This is a genomic window from Streptomyces sp. NPDC046881, from assembly GCF_040645015.1.
GTDB lineage: Bacteria > Actinomycetota > Actinomycetes > Streptomycetales > Streptomycetaceae > Streptomyces.
This window is the reverse complement of record NZ_JBEYXJ010000007.1, coordinates 47345-63221: the sequence shown is the minus strand read 5'-3', so window position 1 is coordinate 63221 and position 15877 is coordinate 47345. Positions and strand designations below refer to the sequence as shown.

Here is a 15877-nt window from a genome sequence, read left to right as displayed (position 1 = left end):
ACACGACGTAATGCAGAGCGGTACTGGGTGGGGTGGAAGGTGGAATTCAGGTGGATTCGCGCTGTCCACATTTTGAGAACCCGCAGGACTCGCCATGATCTTTCCAGGTGTCTCAGCTGTTTTGGTGATTACCTGGATCTGTTGCTGCAGGCGACTTCCAGGGCGTGGGAGAGGTCCTGTGCGTAGCGTGCTCCGGGGATGAAGCTCTGTGTCTGTATTGCACGCGTATTACGCAGAGTTACGTCGAGGAAAGGGAGCCCGGCGTCCCTGGGGGCTTTTTCGCAATCCGTCACGTGCATGGTTATTGTGATCTTGCGGGCCGAATTCGCCCGGGTTCGGAACGGTGTGGGCGGGTTCGTCGTCAGGGCCAGCCCCGCGTACGGCTGGCCGACCCGGATCACGGTGACCGGCGGCCCCGACGCCACGCTCACCAGGACGGTGAAGCTGAAGCTGCGCGGCGGGGCGCCCGCCGGGGGCCTCCGGGCGTCGAGGTAGGTCACGTCCACGACTTGGGCGGGGTAGGGCGCCTGCGCCGGCCTGTGCGGCGGGTGCGGGGGCGGCTGCTGCGGCCGGGTGGCGTAGAGGTATCCGCCGCCCCCCGACAGGACGGCCGCGGCGGCGAGGGCGAAGGCGATGCGGCGGTGGCGGGCGTACCGGGCCGCGAGCAAGGCGCGTGTCCGGCCGGCCGGGAAGGCGGCCTCCGGCTGCCGGTCGTCCCAGGCGCGCGTGCCCTCGCCGGGCTCCGGGGGGCCGATGCCGCTCATGTCCAGGGGCCTCCGCTCGGAGTCCCGTGGCGGTAGCGCTCGGTACACGCAGCACGTGCCTGACGGCCGATCAACTGGTCGGCCGCCGCAGCGCCTTGACGGTGTTTCAGAGTCCGCGCGGCGTCCACGACGTCCCGCAGGATCTCGTACTGCCCGTGGGACAGGCCCATGGACTGGTAGTCGCCGTAGGAGTCACCGTCGAGAACCTCGTGCGCCCAGTGGGTGATGAGCCGCGCGCACAGTTCTGCGTCGGAGGTCGGCCGGGCGGGGGCCGGCGTGCGGGGAGAGGCGGCCGCGGAACCCGGACCGGGTGTGGCGGCGGCCGGGGAGTGCGGGGAGCCGCTCGGTCCGGCGCAGCCCGTCGCGGACAGCACCGCCGGCACCGCCAGCCCGAGCACCAGGAACCTCAGCCCCGGCCGGGGGCCTCCTCGCCGTCCCATGTGCCGAAGCTAAGGGCAGGGAGGGCGAGGGGCAACGCTCCGGCGGGGCCGGGCTCAGCTTCCGGCGGGCTCCGCGGGACCGTCGCCCGGCCGCACGTCCCGCAGCAGGCAGGTCAGCCGGGCGGTGCAGACCCGGCGGTCCGCCTCGTCGCTGATCACGATCTCGTACGTCGCCGTGGACCGGCCCCGGTGCACCGGCGTGGCCACGCCCGTCACCAGGCCCGAGCGGACCCCGCGGTGGTGCGTGCAGTTCAGGTCCACCCCGACCGCGATCTTCGAGGCGCCGCCGTGCAGCATCGAGCCGACCGAGCCCAGGGTCTCGGCGAGCACCGCCGAGGCGCCGCCGTGCAGCAGGCCGTACGGCTGGGTGTTGCCCTCGACCGGCATGGTCCCGACGACCTTGTCCGCCGAGGCCTCCAGGATCTGCACCCCCATGCGCGTGCCCAGATGCCCGGCCGAGAACAGGGCGGGCAGGTCCACACCGAGTGCCGCGTACTCGTCGATGACCTCCTGCGGGAACTTCACTCGCTGCTGCTCACCCATGGGCCCGGCTCCGTTCGTCGTCCAGCTGGCTGCTCACTGAGCAAACGCTCAGTCGGTCGCCGATTGTTCCAGACGGCTCCGGGCGTCCTCGGTGTGGTCCTCCAGCCGTACGACGACGGACTTGCTGGCCGGGGTGTTGCTGGTGTCGGCGGTGGCGTCCAGCGGCACCAGCACGTTCGTCTCGGGGTAGTACGCCGCCGCGCACCCCCGGGCCGTCGGGTACAGCACCACCCGGAAACCGGGCGCCCGCCGCTCCACCCCGTCCCGCCACTCGCTCACCAGGTCGACGTACGACCCCTCGGCGACCCCGAGGGCGCGGGCGTCCTCCGGGTGCACCAGCACCACCCGGCGCCCGCCGGTGATGCCCCGGTACCGGTCGTCCAGGCCGTAGATCGTGGTGTTGTACTGGTCGTGCGAGCGCAGGGTCTGCAGCAGCAGCCGGCCCTCGGGCAGCGCCGGGTACTCCACCGGCGCCGCCGTGAAGTTCGCCTTGCCCGTGGCGGTCGGGAAGCGGCGCTCGTCGCGCGGGGCGTGCGGCAGCGCGAAGCCGCCGGGCCGCGCCACGCGCGCGTTGAAGTCCTCGAAACCGGGGATCACGCGCGCGATGCGGTCACGGATCGTCGCGTAGTCCTTCGCGAACTCCTCCCACGGCACGACACTGCGCTCGCCGAGCACCCGGCGCGCGAGCCCGCAGACGATGGCCGGCTCGGACCGCAGGTGCGCACTCGCGGGCTTCAGACGTCCGCGCGAGGCGTGCACCATGCCCATGGAGTCCTCGACCGTCACGAACTGCTCGCCGCCGTCCTGCACATCGCGCTCCGTGCGGCCCAGGGTGGGCAGGATCAGCGCCCGCGCGCCCGTGACCACGTGCGAGCGGTTCAGCTTGGTCGACACGTGCACCGTCAGCCGCGCGCGGCGCATCGCGGCCTCGGTGACCTCGGTGTCGGGCGAGGCGGAGACGAAGTTGCCGCCCATGGCGAAGAACACCTTCGCCTCGCCGTCGCGCAGCGCGCGGATGGCCCGCACGACGTCGAAGCCGTGCGCACGCGGCGGCGCGAACCCGAACTCCTTCTCCAGGGCGTCCAGGAAGGCAGGGGCGGGCCGCTCGAAGATGCCCATGGTGCGGTCGCCCTGGACGTTGCTGTGCCCGCGCACCGGGCACACGCCGGCGCCCGGGCGGCCGATGTTGCCGCGCAGCAGCAGGAAGTTGACCACCTCACGGATGGTCGGGACGGCGTGCTTGTGCTGGGTGAGGCCCATCGCCCAGCAGACGATGGTCCGCTTCGAGGCGAGGACCATGCCGAGGGCCCGCTCGATCTCCGCGCGCGTGAGGCCCGTCGCGGTCAGCGTCTCGTCCCAGTCGGCGGCACGCGCGGCCGCCGCGAACTCCTCGAAGCCGTGCGTGTGGTCGCGGACGAACTCCTCGTCGACCGCGCCCTCGGTCTCCAGGACCAGCTTGTTCAGGAGCCGGAAGAGGGCCTGGTCGCCGCCGATGCGGATCTGCAGGAACAGGTCCGTGAGGGCGGCGCCCTTGAGGAGGCCCTGCGGGGTCTGGGGGTTCCTGAACCGCTCCAGGCCCGCCTCGGGCAGCGGATTGACGCTGATGACCTTCGCGCCGTTCGCCTTGGCCTTCTCCAGCGCGGAGAGCATCCGCGGATGGTTCGTGCCCGGGTTCTGGCCCGCGACGATGATCAGGTCGGCCTGGTACAGGTCCTCCAGCAGGACGCTGCCCTTGCCGATGCCGATGGTCTCGCTCAGCGCCGACCCGGACGACTCGTGGCACATGTTCGAGCAGTCCGGCAGGTTGTTCGTGCCCAGCTCGCGCGCGAAGAGCTGGTACAGGAACGCGGCCTCGTTGCTGGTACGGCCCGAGGTGTAGAAGACGGCCTCGTCCGGGGAGCCGAGGGCGGCGATCTCCTCGGCCACGATGTCGAAGGCCCGCTCCCAGGAGACCGGCTCGTAGTGCGTGCCGCCCTCGGGGAGGTACACGGGGTGCGTGAGCCGGCCCTGCTGGCCCAGCCAGTAGCCACTGCGGCCGGACAGGTCGGCGACGGAGTGCGCGGCGAAGAACTCGGGCGTGACCCGGCGCAGGGTGGCCTCCTCGGCCACCGCCTTGGCGCCGTTCTCGCAGAACTCCGCCGCGTGCCGGTGGTCCGGCTCCGGCCAGGCGCAGCCCGGGCAGTCGAAGCCGTCCTTCTGGTTCACGCGCAGCAGCGTCAGCGCCGTGCGCCGCACCCCCATCTGCTGCCGGGCGATGCGCAGCGTGTGCCCGATGGCCGGCAGCCCGGCCGCCGCGTGCTTCGGCTCCGCGACCTGCGGCGCGTCCTGAACCGGATCACCCTTGGGCGGCTTCGTCGCCATCGCACGGTCCCCTTCGACTGCGTGTGAGAAGTACGCGGACGATCCTCCCACGGCCCACCGACAACGGAACCGGGCGGTAGCGGCCGGCCGCACCGCCCGCGCGGCGTCGCCGTCACGCCACGTGAGCGGAACGCGTCAGTCCGTACCCGCGGAGGAACCGCCCGGGCCGGAGTGTCGGTGCGGCGTGGCAGGATCGGGGACGTGGCAGAGACAGCACCGAAGCAGACCGACAAGACCCCCGGCGGCACCCGTCCCCGGCTGATGCTCATGGACGGGCACTCGCTGGCCTACCGCGCGTTCTTCGCGCTGCCCGCGGAGAACTTCACGACCGCGACCGGCCAGCCGACGAACGCGATCTACGGCTTCGCGTCGATGCTGGCCAACACCCTGCGTGACGAGGCGCCCACGCACTTCGCGGTGGCCTTCGACGTCTCCCGCAAGACCTGGCGCTCCGAGCGGTTCACCGAGTACAAGGCGAACCGCTCCAAGACCCCGGACGAGTTCAAGGGCCAGGTCGAGCTGATCGGCGAGCTGCTCGACGCGATGCACGCGCCGCGCTTCGCCGTCGAGGGGTACGAGGCGGACGACGTCATCGCCACCCTCGCCACCCAGGCCGAGGCCGAGGGCTTCGAGGTGCTGATCGTCACCGGTGACCGCGACTCCTTCCAGCTGGTCACCGAGAACACCACCGTGCTCTACCCCACGAAGGGCGTCTCGGAGCTGACCCGGTTCACCCCGGAGAAGGTTTTCGAGAAGTACGGCTTGACGCCCGCCCAGTACCCGGACTTCGCGGCCCTGCGCGGCGACCCGTCCGACAACCTCCCCGGCATCCCCGGCGTCGGCGAGAAGACCGCCGCGAAGTGGATCAACCAGTTCGGCTCGTTCGCCGAGCTGGTCGAGCGGGTCGAGGAGGTCAAGGGCAAGGCCGGGCAGAACCTCCGCGACCACCTGGAGTCCGTCAAGCTCAACCGCGTCCTCACCGAGCTGGAGCGCGAGGTGGAGCTGCCCAGGACGGTCGCCGACCTGGAGCGGGCCCCGTACGACCGCAAGGCCGTCGCGATGGTCCTGGACACCCTGGAGATCCGCAACCCGTCCCTGCGCGAGCGCCTCTTCGCCGTCGACCCCGGCACCGAGGAGGCCGAGACCACCCCGGTCACCACCGACGGCGTGGAGATCGACGGCCGCATCCTGCGCACCGGCGAGGTGGCCCCCTGGCTCGCCGAGCACGGCGCCGGGACCCTGGGCGTCGCCACCGTCGACACCTGGGCGCTGGGCACCGGCTCGGTCGCCGAGGTCGCCCTCGCCACGGCCGGGGGAGCGGCGGCCTGGTTCGACCCGTCCGAGCTGGACGAGGCCGACGAGAACGCGTTCGCGGCCTGGCTGGCCGACGCCGACCGCCCCAAGGTGCTCCACAACGCCAAGGGCGCCATGCGCGTCTTCGCCGAGCACGGCTGGAGCGTCGAGGGCGTGACCATGGACACCGCGCTCGCCGCCTACCTGGTCAAGCCCGGCCGCCGCTCCTTCGACCTGGACGCGCTGTCCCTGGAGTACCTGCACCGCGAGCTGGCCCCCGCCGCCGCAGCCGACGGCCAGCTGGCCTTCGGCGCGGACGAGGGCGCCGAGGCCGAGGCCCTGATGGTCCAGGCCCGCGCCGTCCTGGACCTCGGCACGGCCTTCGAGGCCCGTCTGACCGAGGTCGGCGCCGCGGACCTGCTCCGGGACATGGAGCTGCCCACCTCCGCGCTGCTCGCCCGGATGGAGCGCCACGGCATCGCGGCGGACCGTCCGCACCTCGAAGCGATGGAACAGATGTTCGCGGGCGCGGTGCAGCAGGCCGTGAAGGAGGCGCACGCCGCGGCCGGCCACGAGTTCAACCTCGGCTCGCCCAAGCAGCTCCAGGAGGTCCTCTTCGGCGAGCTGGCGCTGCCGAAGACGAAGAAGACCAAGACCGGCTACACCACCGACGCCGACGCGCTGGCCTGGCTCGCCACCCAGACCGACAACGAACTGCCGGTGATCATGCTCCGGCACCGGGAGCAGGCGAAGCTCCGCGTCACCGTCGAGGGCCTGATCAAGACCATCGCGGGCGACGGCCGTATCCACACCACCTTCAACCAGACGGTGGCCGCGACCGGACGCCTCTCCTCCACGGACCCCAACCTCCAGAACATCCCCGTGCGCACCGACGAGGGCCGGGCGATCCGCCGGGGCTTCGTCGTCGGCGAGGGCTTCGAGTCCCTGATGACGGCGGACTACAGCCAGATCGAACTGCGCGTGATGGCCCACCTCTCCGAGGACGAGGGCCTGATCCAGGCGTTCACCTCCGGCGAGGACCTGCACACCACCGCCGCCTCCCAGGTGTTCGGCGTCGAGCCCGGCGCGGTCGACGCGGAGATGCGGCGCAAGATCAAGGCGATGTCGTACGGCCTGGCCTACGGCCTGTCCGCGTTCGGCCTGTCCCAGCAGCTGAACATCGAGGCGGCCGAGGCCCGGTCGCTGATGGACGCGTACTTCGAGCGCTTCGGCGGGGTCCGGGACTACCTGCGCCGGGCGGTCGACGAGGCGCGGGCGACGGGCTACACGGCGACGCTCTTCGGGCGCCGCCGCTACCTCCCCGACCTCAACAGCGACAACCGCCAGCGCCGTGAGGCGGCCGAGCGCATGGCCCTGAACGCGCCCATCCAGGGCACGGCGGCGGACATCGTGAAGATCGCCATGCTCAAGGTGGACAGCGCGCTGCGGGCGGCGGACCTGAAGTCCCGCATGCTCCTCCAGGTCCACGACGAAATCGTCCTGGAGATCGCCCCCGGCGAGCGGACGGCCGTCGAGGAACTCGTCCGCCGTGAAATGTCCGACGCCGTCCACCTCAGGGCCCCGCTGGACGTCTCGGTGGGCGTGGGCCCGGACTGGGAATCGGCAGCCCACTAGAGCCCGCGGCGCGCGGACGGGGGCCGGGGCGGTGGGGTGCTGCAACCCCGGGCGCCGGGAGGCTGCGACGCCGGGCGGTGGGGTGCTGCGACGCCGGGCGGTGGGGTGCTGCGACGCCGGGCGGCGGTTACGAGCGGGCGGGGGGCGAGCGGGGGCGGTCGCAAGCGAACGAAGGGGACGCTGCGCTGCCCCGCTCGCGCCGCTGCCCTCCGCTCGTGCAGCCGCTGCTCCGCTCGCGCCGCCGATCTCCGCTCGCGCCGCCGCCCTCCGCTCGTGCCGCCGCCGTCCTCCTCCGCCGTCCTCCTCCGCCGCCCTCCGCCGCCGTCCTCCGCCGTCCCCGTCTCCGCCGCCCCCTTCCCACCCCGGCCACCTCTGTCCGCCGCAACGGCGATCAACCCCCGCGGCGCACTCCGGCGGTGCCGAACCCACCGCAACCCGTACGGCGCCTGCCCCGCCCGGCAGCGCACCCCCCACCCAGCACGGCGCCCCCCTCACCCGCACCCACCATCCCGCCGAACCCCTGGAGGGCCCGTCACTCTCGTGGACCCCGTCAGAACGCCCCCCACCCCCCGCAGCCGCAACACTGCGGGCATGGGTATACGCATGCTTCACCGCCGGACACCCGAGGCAGCCACCGGGGCCTGGGCGGACATCGTCTCGGCGCAGGCCGTGCCCTTCGCGCCGGTCCCGGCTCTCGCGGCCGACGCAAGCACCGCCCGCATCCCGGCCGACCTGGCCACGACCGTCCGCCACGTCACCCGGCGCCTCCGGCGCGGACTCGCCGGCCGCCCGGCCCCCACCCCCGACTGGCGCCAGTGGACCGACCTGGCCCGCGGCTATCTCGCGCTCGTCCTCACCCTGGTCCCGAGATCCCGCCCCCGGCCCACGCTCACGGTCTTCGTCGCGTCCCTCACCGAGCGACCGGCTGCTCCGGGCTCGCGCCGACCACCCCGCCGGGACCCCCAGGGCCCCCAGGACCCGCGGCCGGACGCCAGACCCTGACCCCGACGGCGTACAGCAGCAGCCCCACGACCACCCCGGCGCCCACGCCGAAGCACAGGGTGGGCACCAGTTCCCACGGCCCCGCGGCCGTACCCCGCTGCTCCCGCCACCGCGCCGTCCGCTGTGCCGCCCCCGCCAGCGCACAGCCGCCGATCACCGCGAACGCGCACCACCGGTCCCGCGCGGACAGCACCGGCACTTCCGCCGCCGCCCCGCCCGGCGCCCGCCGCAGCGCGCGGACCACGAACACCGCGATCACCACGGCACCCGCCACCGAGGACCCGTACTGCAGCCAGGTGAACAGCGGCATGCCGGCCGGCCGGTCCCGGCCGATGGCCGGAACCAGCCGCGTACCCCACCGGTCGTGATGCGTGAACGCGTCCCACACCACATGGGTGAGCGCGCCGAGCACCGCGGAGCCGTACCACCGGCCCGCCGACGCGGCCCGCACGCGCGCGCGTGGCGCACCGCAGCGCAGCAGGGCGGCCGGCCTGCCCTGCCAGGCCCGCGGCAGCAGCGCCGGCAAGGGCTCGCGGACCAGTAGCCACAGCCCCGCGAGGGCCCAGGCGATGAGCACGTCGACCGTGACGACCCCGGCGAACGCGTGCGTGACCGTGCCGAACTCCATGCCGCCCGGCAGGACACCGGCCGTGTAATAGGGCATGTCGGGTGCGTAGGAGCCCGCGACGAGCACCGCCGGCACCAGCCGGCCCCGGCCGCTGCCGTCCCGGCGGATCGCGGGCAGCACGGCCGCCGCATGACTGAGCGTGAACGGCAACAGAACCCCCAGAGCGTCCGGCGGCCCGTACTCCGGCACCGGTGATCGACTGCGCCCAGTATGCGTGAGCACGGTCCGGGTCCCCGCGGGGCGACGACAGTTGGCCAACCGGTGAATCGGGGGCGCGAACGGGTGCCCGCTCACAGCAAGTTGTCGTAGGGTCACCTGCGTCGCCGTGCAGGACGGGCGGCCGCACACGCGTCACACGGAGGGAACGGCGGCACAGGGGCAACCAGATCACGGGGTCAACCGTCACACCAGAGCGAGGCAGACAGACGGAGACGGACGCACGGACGTCCATGGGAGGGGTTCACTCTATGGCGGCGCATTTCGGCAGGCGGCTGCGCAAGGGAGCGGCGACCACCGCCGTGGCCGCGGCGGCGGTCGCGGCTCTCTCCGCGTCCCAGGCTCCGGGAGTGACCGGCGAGGACCCCGGCAGACAGACGGCGACCGGCGCCACCGCTCCCGTGCCGGACGGGTCCGCCGCCGGCAACGCCACCGGCAACTCGCCCTACTACACGGACCTGCCGCCGCTGAAGAGCCCCAACCCCAGCCCCTCGGCCGGCGCCGGCACGCCCGTGTCCCGCGGCGAGGCCGAGGCCGGCATCCCGGCGACGGTCCTCGACGCCTACAAGAAGGCCGAGGCCGAACTCCGCTCCGCCAAGCCCGGCTGCAACCTGCCCTGGCAACTGCTCGCCGCCATCGGCAACGTCGAGTCGGGACACGCCCGCGGCGGCCGGGTCGACGCCGACGGCACCACCGTCGGCCGGATCCTCGGCCCGCAGCTCGACGGCAACGGCTTCGCGCTCATCCCGGACACCGACGACGGCGCGTACGACGGCAACAGCACCTACGACCAGGCCGTCGGGCCCATGCAGTTCATCCCGTCCACCTGGGCCTGGGCCGGCCGCGACGGCAACGGGGACGGCAAGAAGGACCCCAACAACGTCTACGACGCCGCCCTCGCCGCCGGCCACTACCTGTGCCGCAACGGCTGGGACCTGTCCACCGACGGCGGCCTGCGCAGCGCGATCCTCAGCTACAACAACTCGCAGGACTACCTCGCCCTGGTCCTGAACTGGCTGGAGTACTACCGCAAGGGCAGCCACTCCATCCCCGACGGCACCGGCGGCGTGCCCGAGCACCGCAGCGACGGCGGCTCCCCCCGCACCACGTCCCCGAGCCCCTCGCACCCGCCCACGACCAGGCCGCACCCGAAGCCCCACAAGCCCGGCGGCGACGGCGACGGCAACGGCGGCCACGAGACGCCCGGCCCCAAGCCCCCGCAGCCGCCCACGCCGCAGCCGCCCACCCCGCCGTCGCCCACCCCTCGGCCGCCCACCCCGCCTGCGCCCCCGCAGACGCCCACCGACCTCGTGGACCACCTGCAAGGCGTGGGCACCGGAAAGCTCACCGCGACGGCCGGCGACGCCTTCGCCGACCCGGTCGCCGTCCGCGCCGAGACCAAGGTCGGCAAGTCCGTCGCCAAGGTCAGGATCAGGTTCACCCTGACCGGCGACACGGACGCCACCTTCGCCGGCGGCGAGAAGGTGGCCACGGTCGTCACCGACGCCAAGGGCCTCGCGGTCGCCCCGGCCCTCCAGGCCGGTGAGAAGACCGGCGACTTCAAGGTCACCGCGACCGTCGTGGGCCGCTCGGTCAAGGGCGTCGACTTCACCGCCACGGTCACCGCGCGCGCCGCCGACACCCTGGCCCGCACCAGCGACACCCCGCTGACCTGCACCCCCGGCGGCGAGTTCGCCGACCAGGTCCAGGTGAAGGCGACGTACAAGGGCGCCGTCGCCGACAAGGTCGCGGCCACCGCCACGCTGATCACGTCCGACACGGACGCCACGGAGAACGGCAAGGGCCCCTACTTCAAGGACGCCGACGGCAAGCCCGTCCGCACCCTCGCCGGCCTCCAGACGGACGCGAAGGGCCTGCTCACCCTCCCGAAGCTGTACGCGGACGACACCACCGGCACCTTCCTGCTCCGCATCACCACCACGGGCGGCGCCACGCTCACCGTGGAACTGAAGGTCGCGGCCGACACCACGGCGAACCCGGCCCCGAGCGAGTCCGCCTCCTGACGCACGGCGGCACCGAGGGCGCCCCTCCGCTGCCGCGGGGAGGGCGCCCTCGTTCGTGCGTGCACCGCTGTTCTCATCTCGCCCGCCCGTTGCTACGGTGCCGGACCTGACGCACCATCAGGCAGCCGTCAGGACACCGACCGTCCGCCGGGAGGCCCCGCATGCGCGCCCTGATCGCCGCCGCGACCGGCCTCGCCCTCGCGTTCGCCCTGGTCCTCGCGATCAGCGCGCTGGGCACGCCGTCGGGCCGGACGTCCCCCGAGCCGCTGCTGACGACCGTGCCCGCGCACCCGTAGCCGCGCCCGTCCGGGAGGGAGGCCGCCATGCGCCGCAAGGCAAGCCTGGTCCTGCTCGCCTGCGCCGTGTTCTGCGCGGCGCTGTCCCCGCTGCTGCGCTGGTACGCCTTCCCGCGCCTGGCCCGGATCCCCGCCGGCCAGTACCAGGACATGGTCCTGGAGGCCCGCGACGCCACCCTCCTCGACTACGGCACCATGCGCGCCGTGAAGGTCCCGAAGGTCACCATCGTGCAGACCCTCAAGGGCGACGTGGAGGCCGCGAAGCGGATCGGGAAGGCGGCCGGACGGCCCGTCGTCGTCTGGGACGGCCTGTCCTACGTCCAGGGCCCCGACGGCAAAATGGTCTCCAAGGTGCCCGAACGCTACATCTTCGACGCCCACACCCAGGACCCCGTCCACGCCACCGGCGAGATGGTCGACGGCGACCCGGTCACCCGCGAGGGCATCGAGTTCAAGTGGCCCTTCCTGACCCGGAAACGGGACTACGAGTACTTCGACGCCCAGACCCGCACCACCCACCCCATCCACTACCGGGGCACCCGTACCTTCCGCGGCCTGACCGTCTACTCCTTCGAGCAGACCATCCCCTGGACCAGGGTCCCGATGCCGAAGACCATGCCCGTGCAGGGCATCACCCCCGCGTCGGTCGCCAGGACCGGCACCACCCGCTGGTACTCCACGGTCCGCAGGTTCTGGGTCGAACCCGTCACCGGGGCACCGGTCTACGGCGAGGAGATCCACCGGGAGGAACTGCGCGGCGGCACCCTGCTCGGCGGCCGCGCCAAGGTCACCGCGTTCGCCGGGCACGTGAAGATGCGCGAGGACTACATCGACCACACGGTCGCCCTGGTCAAGCACAACCGCACCCTCGTCCTCGCCCTCACCTCGTACGTCCCCTGGGGCTCCCTCGGCCTCGGCCTGCTGCTCCTCGCCCTCTCCCTCTGGCTGGAGGCCCGCGCCCGCCGCCCCGAGGGGCCCGCGCCCGCGCAGACCGAGGAGCCCGCACCGGTCAGCGCCTGAGCCGCGCGTTGGTGTGCCGCGTGGGCTCGGCCGCCGCCGGGTCCTCCGGCCACGGATGCTTCGGATACCGGCCGCGCAGCTCCGCCCGCACGGCCCGGTACCCGTCCCGCCAGAACGAGGCGAGATCGGCCGTGACGGCGGCGGGCCGCCCGGCGGGCGAGAGCAGGTGCACGAGCAGCGGCACGCCCGCGACGGCCGGCGTCTCCGGCAGCCCGAACATCTCCTGCAGCTTGACGGCGAGAACCGGCCGCTCCGGATCCCGGTAGTCGATCCGGACCCTGGACCCGCTCGGCACGGTGATCCGCTCCGGCGCCAGCTCGTCCAGCCGGCCCGCCTCACCGCCCGCCCAGGGCAGCAGCCGCGCGAGCGCCTGCCCGGCGTCGATCCGGGCCAGATCGGCCCGCCGCCGGGCCCTGCCCAGCTCCGGCTCCAGCCACTCGTCCACGCGCGCGTGCAGCGCCGCGTCCGACACGTCCGGCCAGGGCTCCCCGAGGTGCGCGCGCAGGAACGCCAGCCGCTGCCGCAGCACCTCCGCCTCCGGCGACCAGCGCAGCAGCCCGAGCCCGTCCTGCCGGAGCCCGTCCAGCAGGGCGGCCCGCACGAGGGCGGGGGCGGGGTCCTTCAGGGGGCGTACGGCCAGCTCGATCGCCCCGAGCCGCTCGACGTGCCGGGCCACCACGTCCCCGTCGGCCCAGTGCACCTCGTCCCGCTCGGCGAACAGCGCCCCGGCGGCGGCGCGCGCCACGTCCTCCGGCACGGCCGCCCCGAGCCGCACCCGCGCGTGCCCCTTCCCGGTGGGCCGGTCGGCGACGGCCACGACGATCCACGGAGCACCGCGCAGCGCCGACCCCTCGGCCGGCTCCGCGCGCGTCCCGGACGCCATGAGGTACGACCCGCCGTCCAGCCTGGCGACCCGCTCGGGAAAGGCGAGGGCGGCGACGAGCCCCGCGAGCTTGTCGTCGCCGGTGGCGGGTCCGATCCGCATGGCCCCTTCCTGCCGACCGTCGTGGGCGGGCGCGGGGGAGGACTCCCCCGACACGGCCCGCAGCCGCCGCACCTCCGCAGTCCACCGCGCGGCGTAGGCGTCACCTCCGCGCCGGGCACGACGCAACGCACCGGCAAGATCATCCCCGTAGTCCCGGGGCACTTCCTCGGACAGCAGGGCGACGACTTCAGCCCCTTGACCGCCGGTGTCCAGCAAGGCGCGCCCCAGCCGGGGGTGCACCCCCAGCCGGGCCAGCCGCGCCCCGAACTCCGTCACCCGCCCGGCGGAGTCCACCGCTCCCACCGCCGTCAGCACGGAGCGCGCCGCCGCCATCGCCCCGCCCGGCGGCGGATCCAGCAACGCCAGCCCGGAGGCGTCCGGATCGCCCCAGCAGGCCGCCTGGAGGGCGAACGCGGTCAGATCGGCCACCTTGATCTCCGGCGCCGGAAATGCCGGCAGACGGCCGTCCTCGGCCTCCGCCCAGCACCGGTACACCGCCCCCGGCGCCTCCCGCCCGGCCCGGCCCGCCCGCTGCCGCCCGGCCGCCCGCGACGCCCGTACGGTCGTCAGCCCGCTCAGCCCGCGCGCGTGGTCCACCCGCGGCTCCCGCGCCAGCCCCGAGTCGACCACCACCCGCACGCCCGGCACGGTCAGCGACGACTCGGCCACCGACGTCGCCAGCACCACCCGGCGCCGCACCCCGGGCGCCAGCACCGCGTCCTGCACCGCGGCCGGCGCCCGCCCGTGCACCTGGAGCACCTCGACGTCGCCGAGGTCCACGAGCAGGCCCGCCACGCGCGCGATCTCGCCCACGCCGGGCAGGAAGCACAGCACGTCCCCGGCCCGCTCGGCCAGCGCCCGCCGCACCACCGACGCCACATGGGCCGGCAGCGCCGGATCCACCCGCATGCCGTGCGGCGGCCGCAGCGGACGCGCCGGGGGAGCCCAGACGACCTCCACGGGATGCGCCACGCCCGCCGCCTCGACCACCGGGGCCCCGCCGAGCAGCCGCGCCCACCCCTCGGCGTCCGTGGTCGCCGACGCGGCCACCAGCCGCAGCTCCGGCCGCAGCGCCTGCCGCACGTCCCACAGGAACGCGGCCGCCGTGTCGGCGTCCAGATGCCGCTCGTGGCACTCGTCGAGGACGACGACGTCCACCCCGGCCAGCTCCTGGTCGCGCTGGAGCCGCTGGAGCAGGACACCGGTCGTCACGACCTCCACGCGCGTGTGCCGCCCCACCGACCGCTCGCCGCGCACCGTGAAGCCGACGCTCTGCCCGGGCCGCTCGCCCAGCAGCCACGCCATGCGCCGGGCCGCCGCCCGCGCCGCGATCCGCCGCGGCTCGGCCACCACCACCCGCCGCGCGGGACCGTCTCCGACCAGCCCCGCCAGCACCAGCGGCACCAGCGTCGTCTTGCCGGTGCCGGGCGGCGCCACGAGCACGGCGGTGCCGTCACCCTCCAGGGCGTCGGCCAGTGCGGGCAGGGCGGAGCGCACGGGCAGCGCGTCCAGAGCGTCGTAACGGATCACGCCCCCAGTGTCGTACGCCCCGGAAAACGGCCCTCACGCGCGCGTGCGCAGACGCGTGCACGGACACGAGTGGATACGACGGCCCGGGCGGCTCGGTCCCTCCCCGAGGCTCCGGCCGGAGGCACCCCCGTCAGTCTCGCTCGCAGACGAAGATCGCCGTGCCCGGGATCAGGTTCCCGCGCAGGGGCGACCAGCCGCCCCACTCGGCGGTGTTCCAGGCCGGCCACTCCGGCTCCACCAGGTCCACCAGCCGGAAACCGGAGGCCACGACGTCCCGCACGCGGTCGCCGAGCGTCCTGTGGTGCTCCACGTACACCGCGCGGCCCTCCTCGTCCTGCTCCACGTAGGGCGTGCGGTCGAAGTACGACGAGGACACCGCCAGGCCCTCCGGGCCCGGCTCGTCCGGGAACGCCCAGCGGATCGGATGCGTCACCGAGAACACGAACCGGCCGCCCGGCCGCAGCACCCGGCGCACCTCGCGCAGCACCAGCCGCGGGTCGGCCACGAACGGCAGCGCCCCGTACGCGGAGCACGCCAGGTCGAAGGAACCGTCGGCGAAGGGCAGCGCGCCGGCGTCGGCACACACCAGCGGGAACGAGCCGCCGATCCGCAGCGCGTGCTGCAACTGGCGGTGCGAGAGGTCCAGGGCCACCGGACGCGCCCCCTGGGCGGCCAGCCAGCGCGCGCACTGCGCCGCGCCCGCGCCGATCTCCAGGACGTCCTTGCCCTTCAGCTCCTCCGGCGGGCCCAGCAGCTCGGCCTCCACCTCGTCCAGCCCCTCCGGGCCCCACACGAAGCGGTCGTCGCCGAGGAACGTGCCGTGCTCGGTCTGGTACTCGTCCGCGTTGCGGTCCCACCAGCCCCGGTTGGCCCGTGCGCTCTCCGTGACATCGGCGTCACGCCGGGTGGCCTCCGGCTCGAAACCTTCGGAACCCTCCGGGTCGTACGCTTCCGGCTCTTGGATGATCGGCTCCCTCGTCGTACTCTTCCGTCCAACCCACGGGGGCCCGTACGAAGGGATCCCACGGGCCCGCGTGGCCTGTCGGGACGATTCTTCTGCCGGGAATGCGGCGATCCGCCCCGGGTGTGCGCCTTCGCGCATTGACCATGTCCGGCCGCCCCCGTATGCTACAAGTTGCG

Annotated in this window: 12 protein-coding genes; 5 read left to right on the top strand and 7 right to left on the bottom strand. The window is 74.0% G+C overall.

Going from position 1 to position 15877, the window contains the following annotated elements; translation table 11 throughout:
• Nucleotides 1-128 precede the first annotated feature (128 nt).
• Genes ABZ923_RS05925 through ABZ923_RS05910 form a run of 4 tightly spaced genes read right to left on the bottom strand, consistent with a single transcriptional unit; the run spans nt 129 to nt 4108 of the window.
• Entirely contained in the window at nt 129-764 is a 636-nt protein-coding gene (locus ABZ923_RS05925) for a Tat pathway signal sequence domain protein (RefSeq protein WP_361467325.1), read from the bottom strand.
• A complete protein-coding gene (locus tag ABZ923_RS05920; RefSeq protein WP_361467324.1) occupies nt 761-1204 on the bottom strand; it encodes a hypothetical protein in 444 nt (147 codons plus the stop codon). The genes ABZ923_RS05925 and ABZ923_RS05920 overlap by 4 nt, the downstream gene beginning before the upstream one ends.
• A gap of 54 nt (nt 1205-1258) precedes the next feature.
• Nucleotides 1259-1747 (bottom strand): hotdog fold thioesterase, encoded by a 489-nt coding sequence (locus ABZ923_RS05915; protein ID WP_361467322.1) that lies wholly within the window; start codon nt 1745-1747, stop codon nt 1259-1261.
• A gap of 48 nt (nt 1748-1795) precedes the next feature.
• Nucleotides 1796-4108, bottom strand: a complete 2313-nt coding sequence (locus ABZ923_RS05910) for an FdhF/YdeP family oxidoreductase (protein ID WP_361467320.1) — start codon at nt 4106-4108, stop codon at nt 1796-1798.
• A 201-nt stretch (nt 4109-4309) separates the two neighbouring features.
• Between ABZ923_RS05910 and polA the strand changes: the two genes are divergently transcribed.
• Together polA and ABZ923_RS05900 are read left to right on the top strand one after the other, a co-directional pair.
• On the top strand, nt 4310-7036 hold the full coding sequence (gene polA, locus ABZ923_RS05905) for a DNA polymerase I (protein WP_361467319.1): 2727 nt from the start codon (nt 4310-4312) through the stop codon (nt 7034-7036).
• 591 nt (nt 7037-7627) lie between these two features.
• Nucleotides 7628-8038, top strand: a complete 411-nt coding sequence (locus tag ABZ923_RS05900) for a hypothetical protein (protein ID WP_361467317.1) — start codon at nt 7628-7630, stop codon at nt 8036-8038.
• On the opposite strand, the gene ABZ923_RS05895 is transcribed toward ABZ923_RS05900, so the two are convergent.
• A complete protein-coding gene (locus ABZ923_RS05895) occupies nt 7947-8816 on the bottom strand; it encodes a DUF4184 family protein (RefSeq protein WP_361467315.1) in 870 nt (289 codons plus the stop codon). The two genes, ABZ923_RS05900 and ABZ923_RS05895, sit on opposite strands and share 92 nt — an antisense overlap.
• 317 nt (nt 8817-9133) lie before the next feature.
• Between ABZ923_RS05895 and ABZ923_RS05890 the strand changes: the two genes are divergently transcribed.
• From ABZ923_RS05890 to ABZ923_RS05880, 3 genes are all read left to right on the top strand, one after another.
• Entirely contained in the window at nt 9134-10906 is a 1773-nt protein-coding gene (locus ABZ923_RS05890; protein ID WP_361467313.1) for a lytic transglycosylase domain-containing protein, read from the top strand.
• Nucleotides 10907-11067: 161 nt separating this feature from the next.
• A complete protein-coding gene (locus ABZ923_RS05885; protein ID WP_361467311.1) occupies nt 11068-11202 on the top strand; it encodes an SPW_0924 family protein in 135 nt (44 codons plus the stop codon).
• 27 nt (nt 11203-11229) lie between these two features.
• Nucleotides 11230-12222 carry a DUF3068 domain-containing protein gene (locus ABZ923_RS05880; RefSeq protein ID WP_361467310.1) on the top strand — a complete coding sequence of 331 codons (993 nt, stop codon included), beginning with the start codon at nt 11230-11232 and terminating at the stop codon, nt 12220-12222.
• Here the strand turns inward: ABZ923_RS05880 and hrpB are convergent.
• Entirely contained in the window at nt 12212-14737 is a 2526-nt protein-coding gene (gene hrpB, locus ABZ923_RS05875; protein ID WP_361467307.1) for an ATP-dependent helicase HrpB, read from the bottom strand. The two genes, ABZ923_RS05880 and hrpB, sit on opposite strands and share 11 nt — an antisense overlap.
• A 130-nt stretch (nt 14738-14867) precedes the next feature.
• On the bottom strand, nt 14868-15839 hold the full coding sequence (locus ABZ923_RS05870) for a class I SAM-dependent methyltransferase (protein ID WP_361467305.1): 972 nt from the start codon (nt 15837-15839) through the stop codon (nt 14868-14870).
• Nucleotides 15840-15877 lie beyond the last annotated feature (38 nt).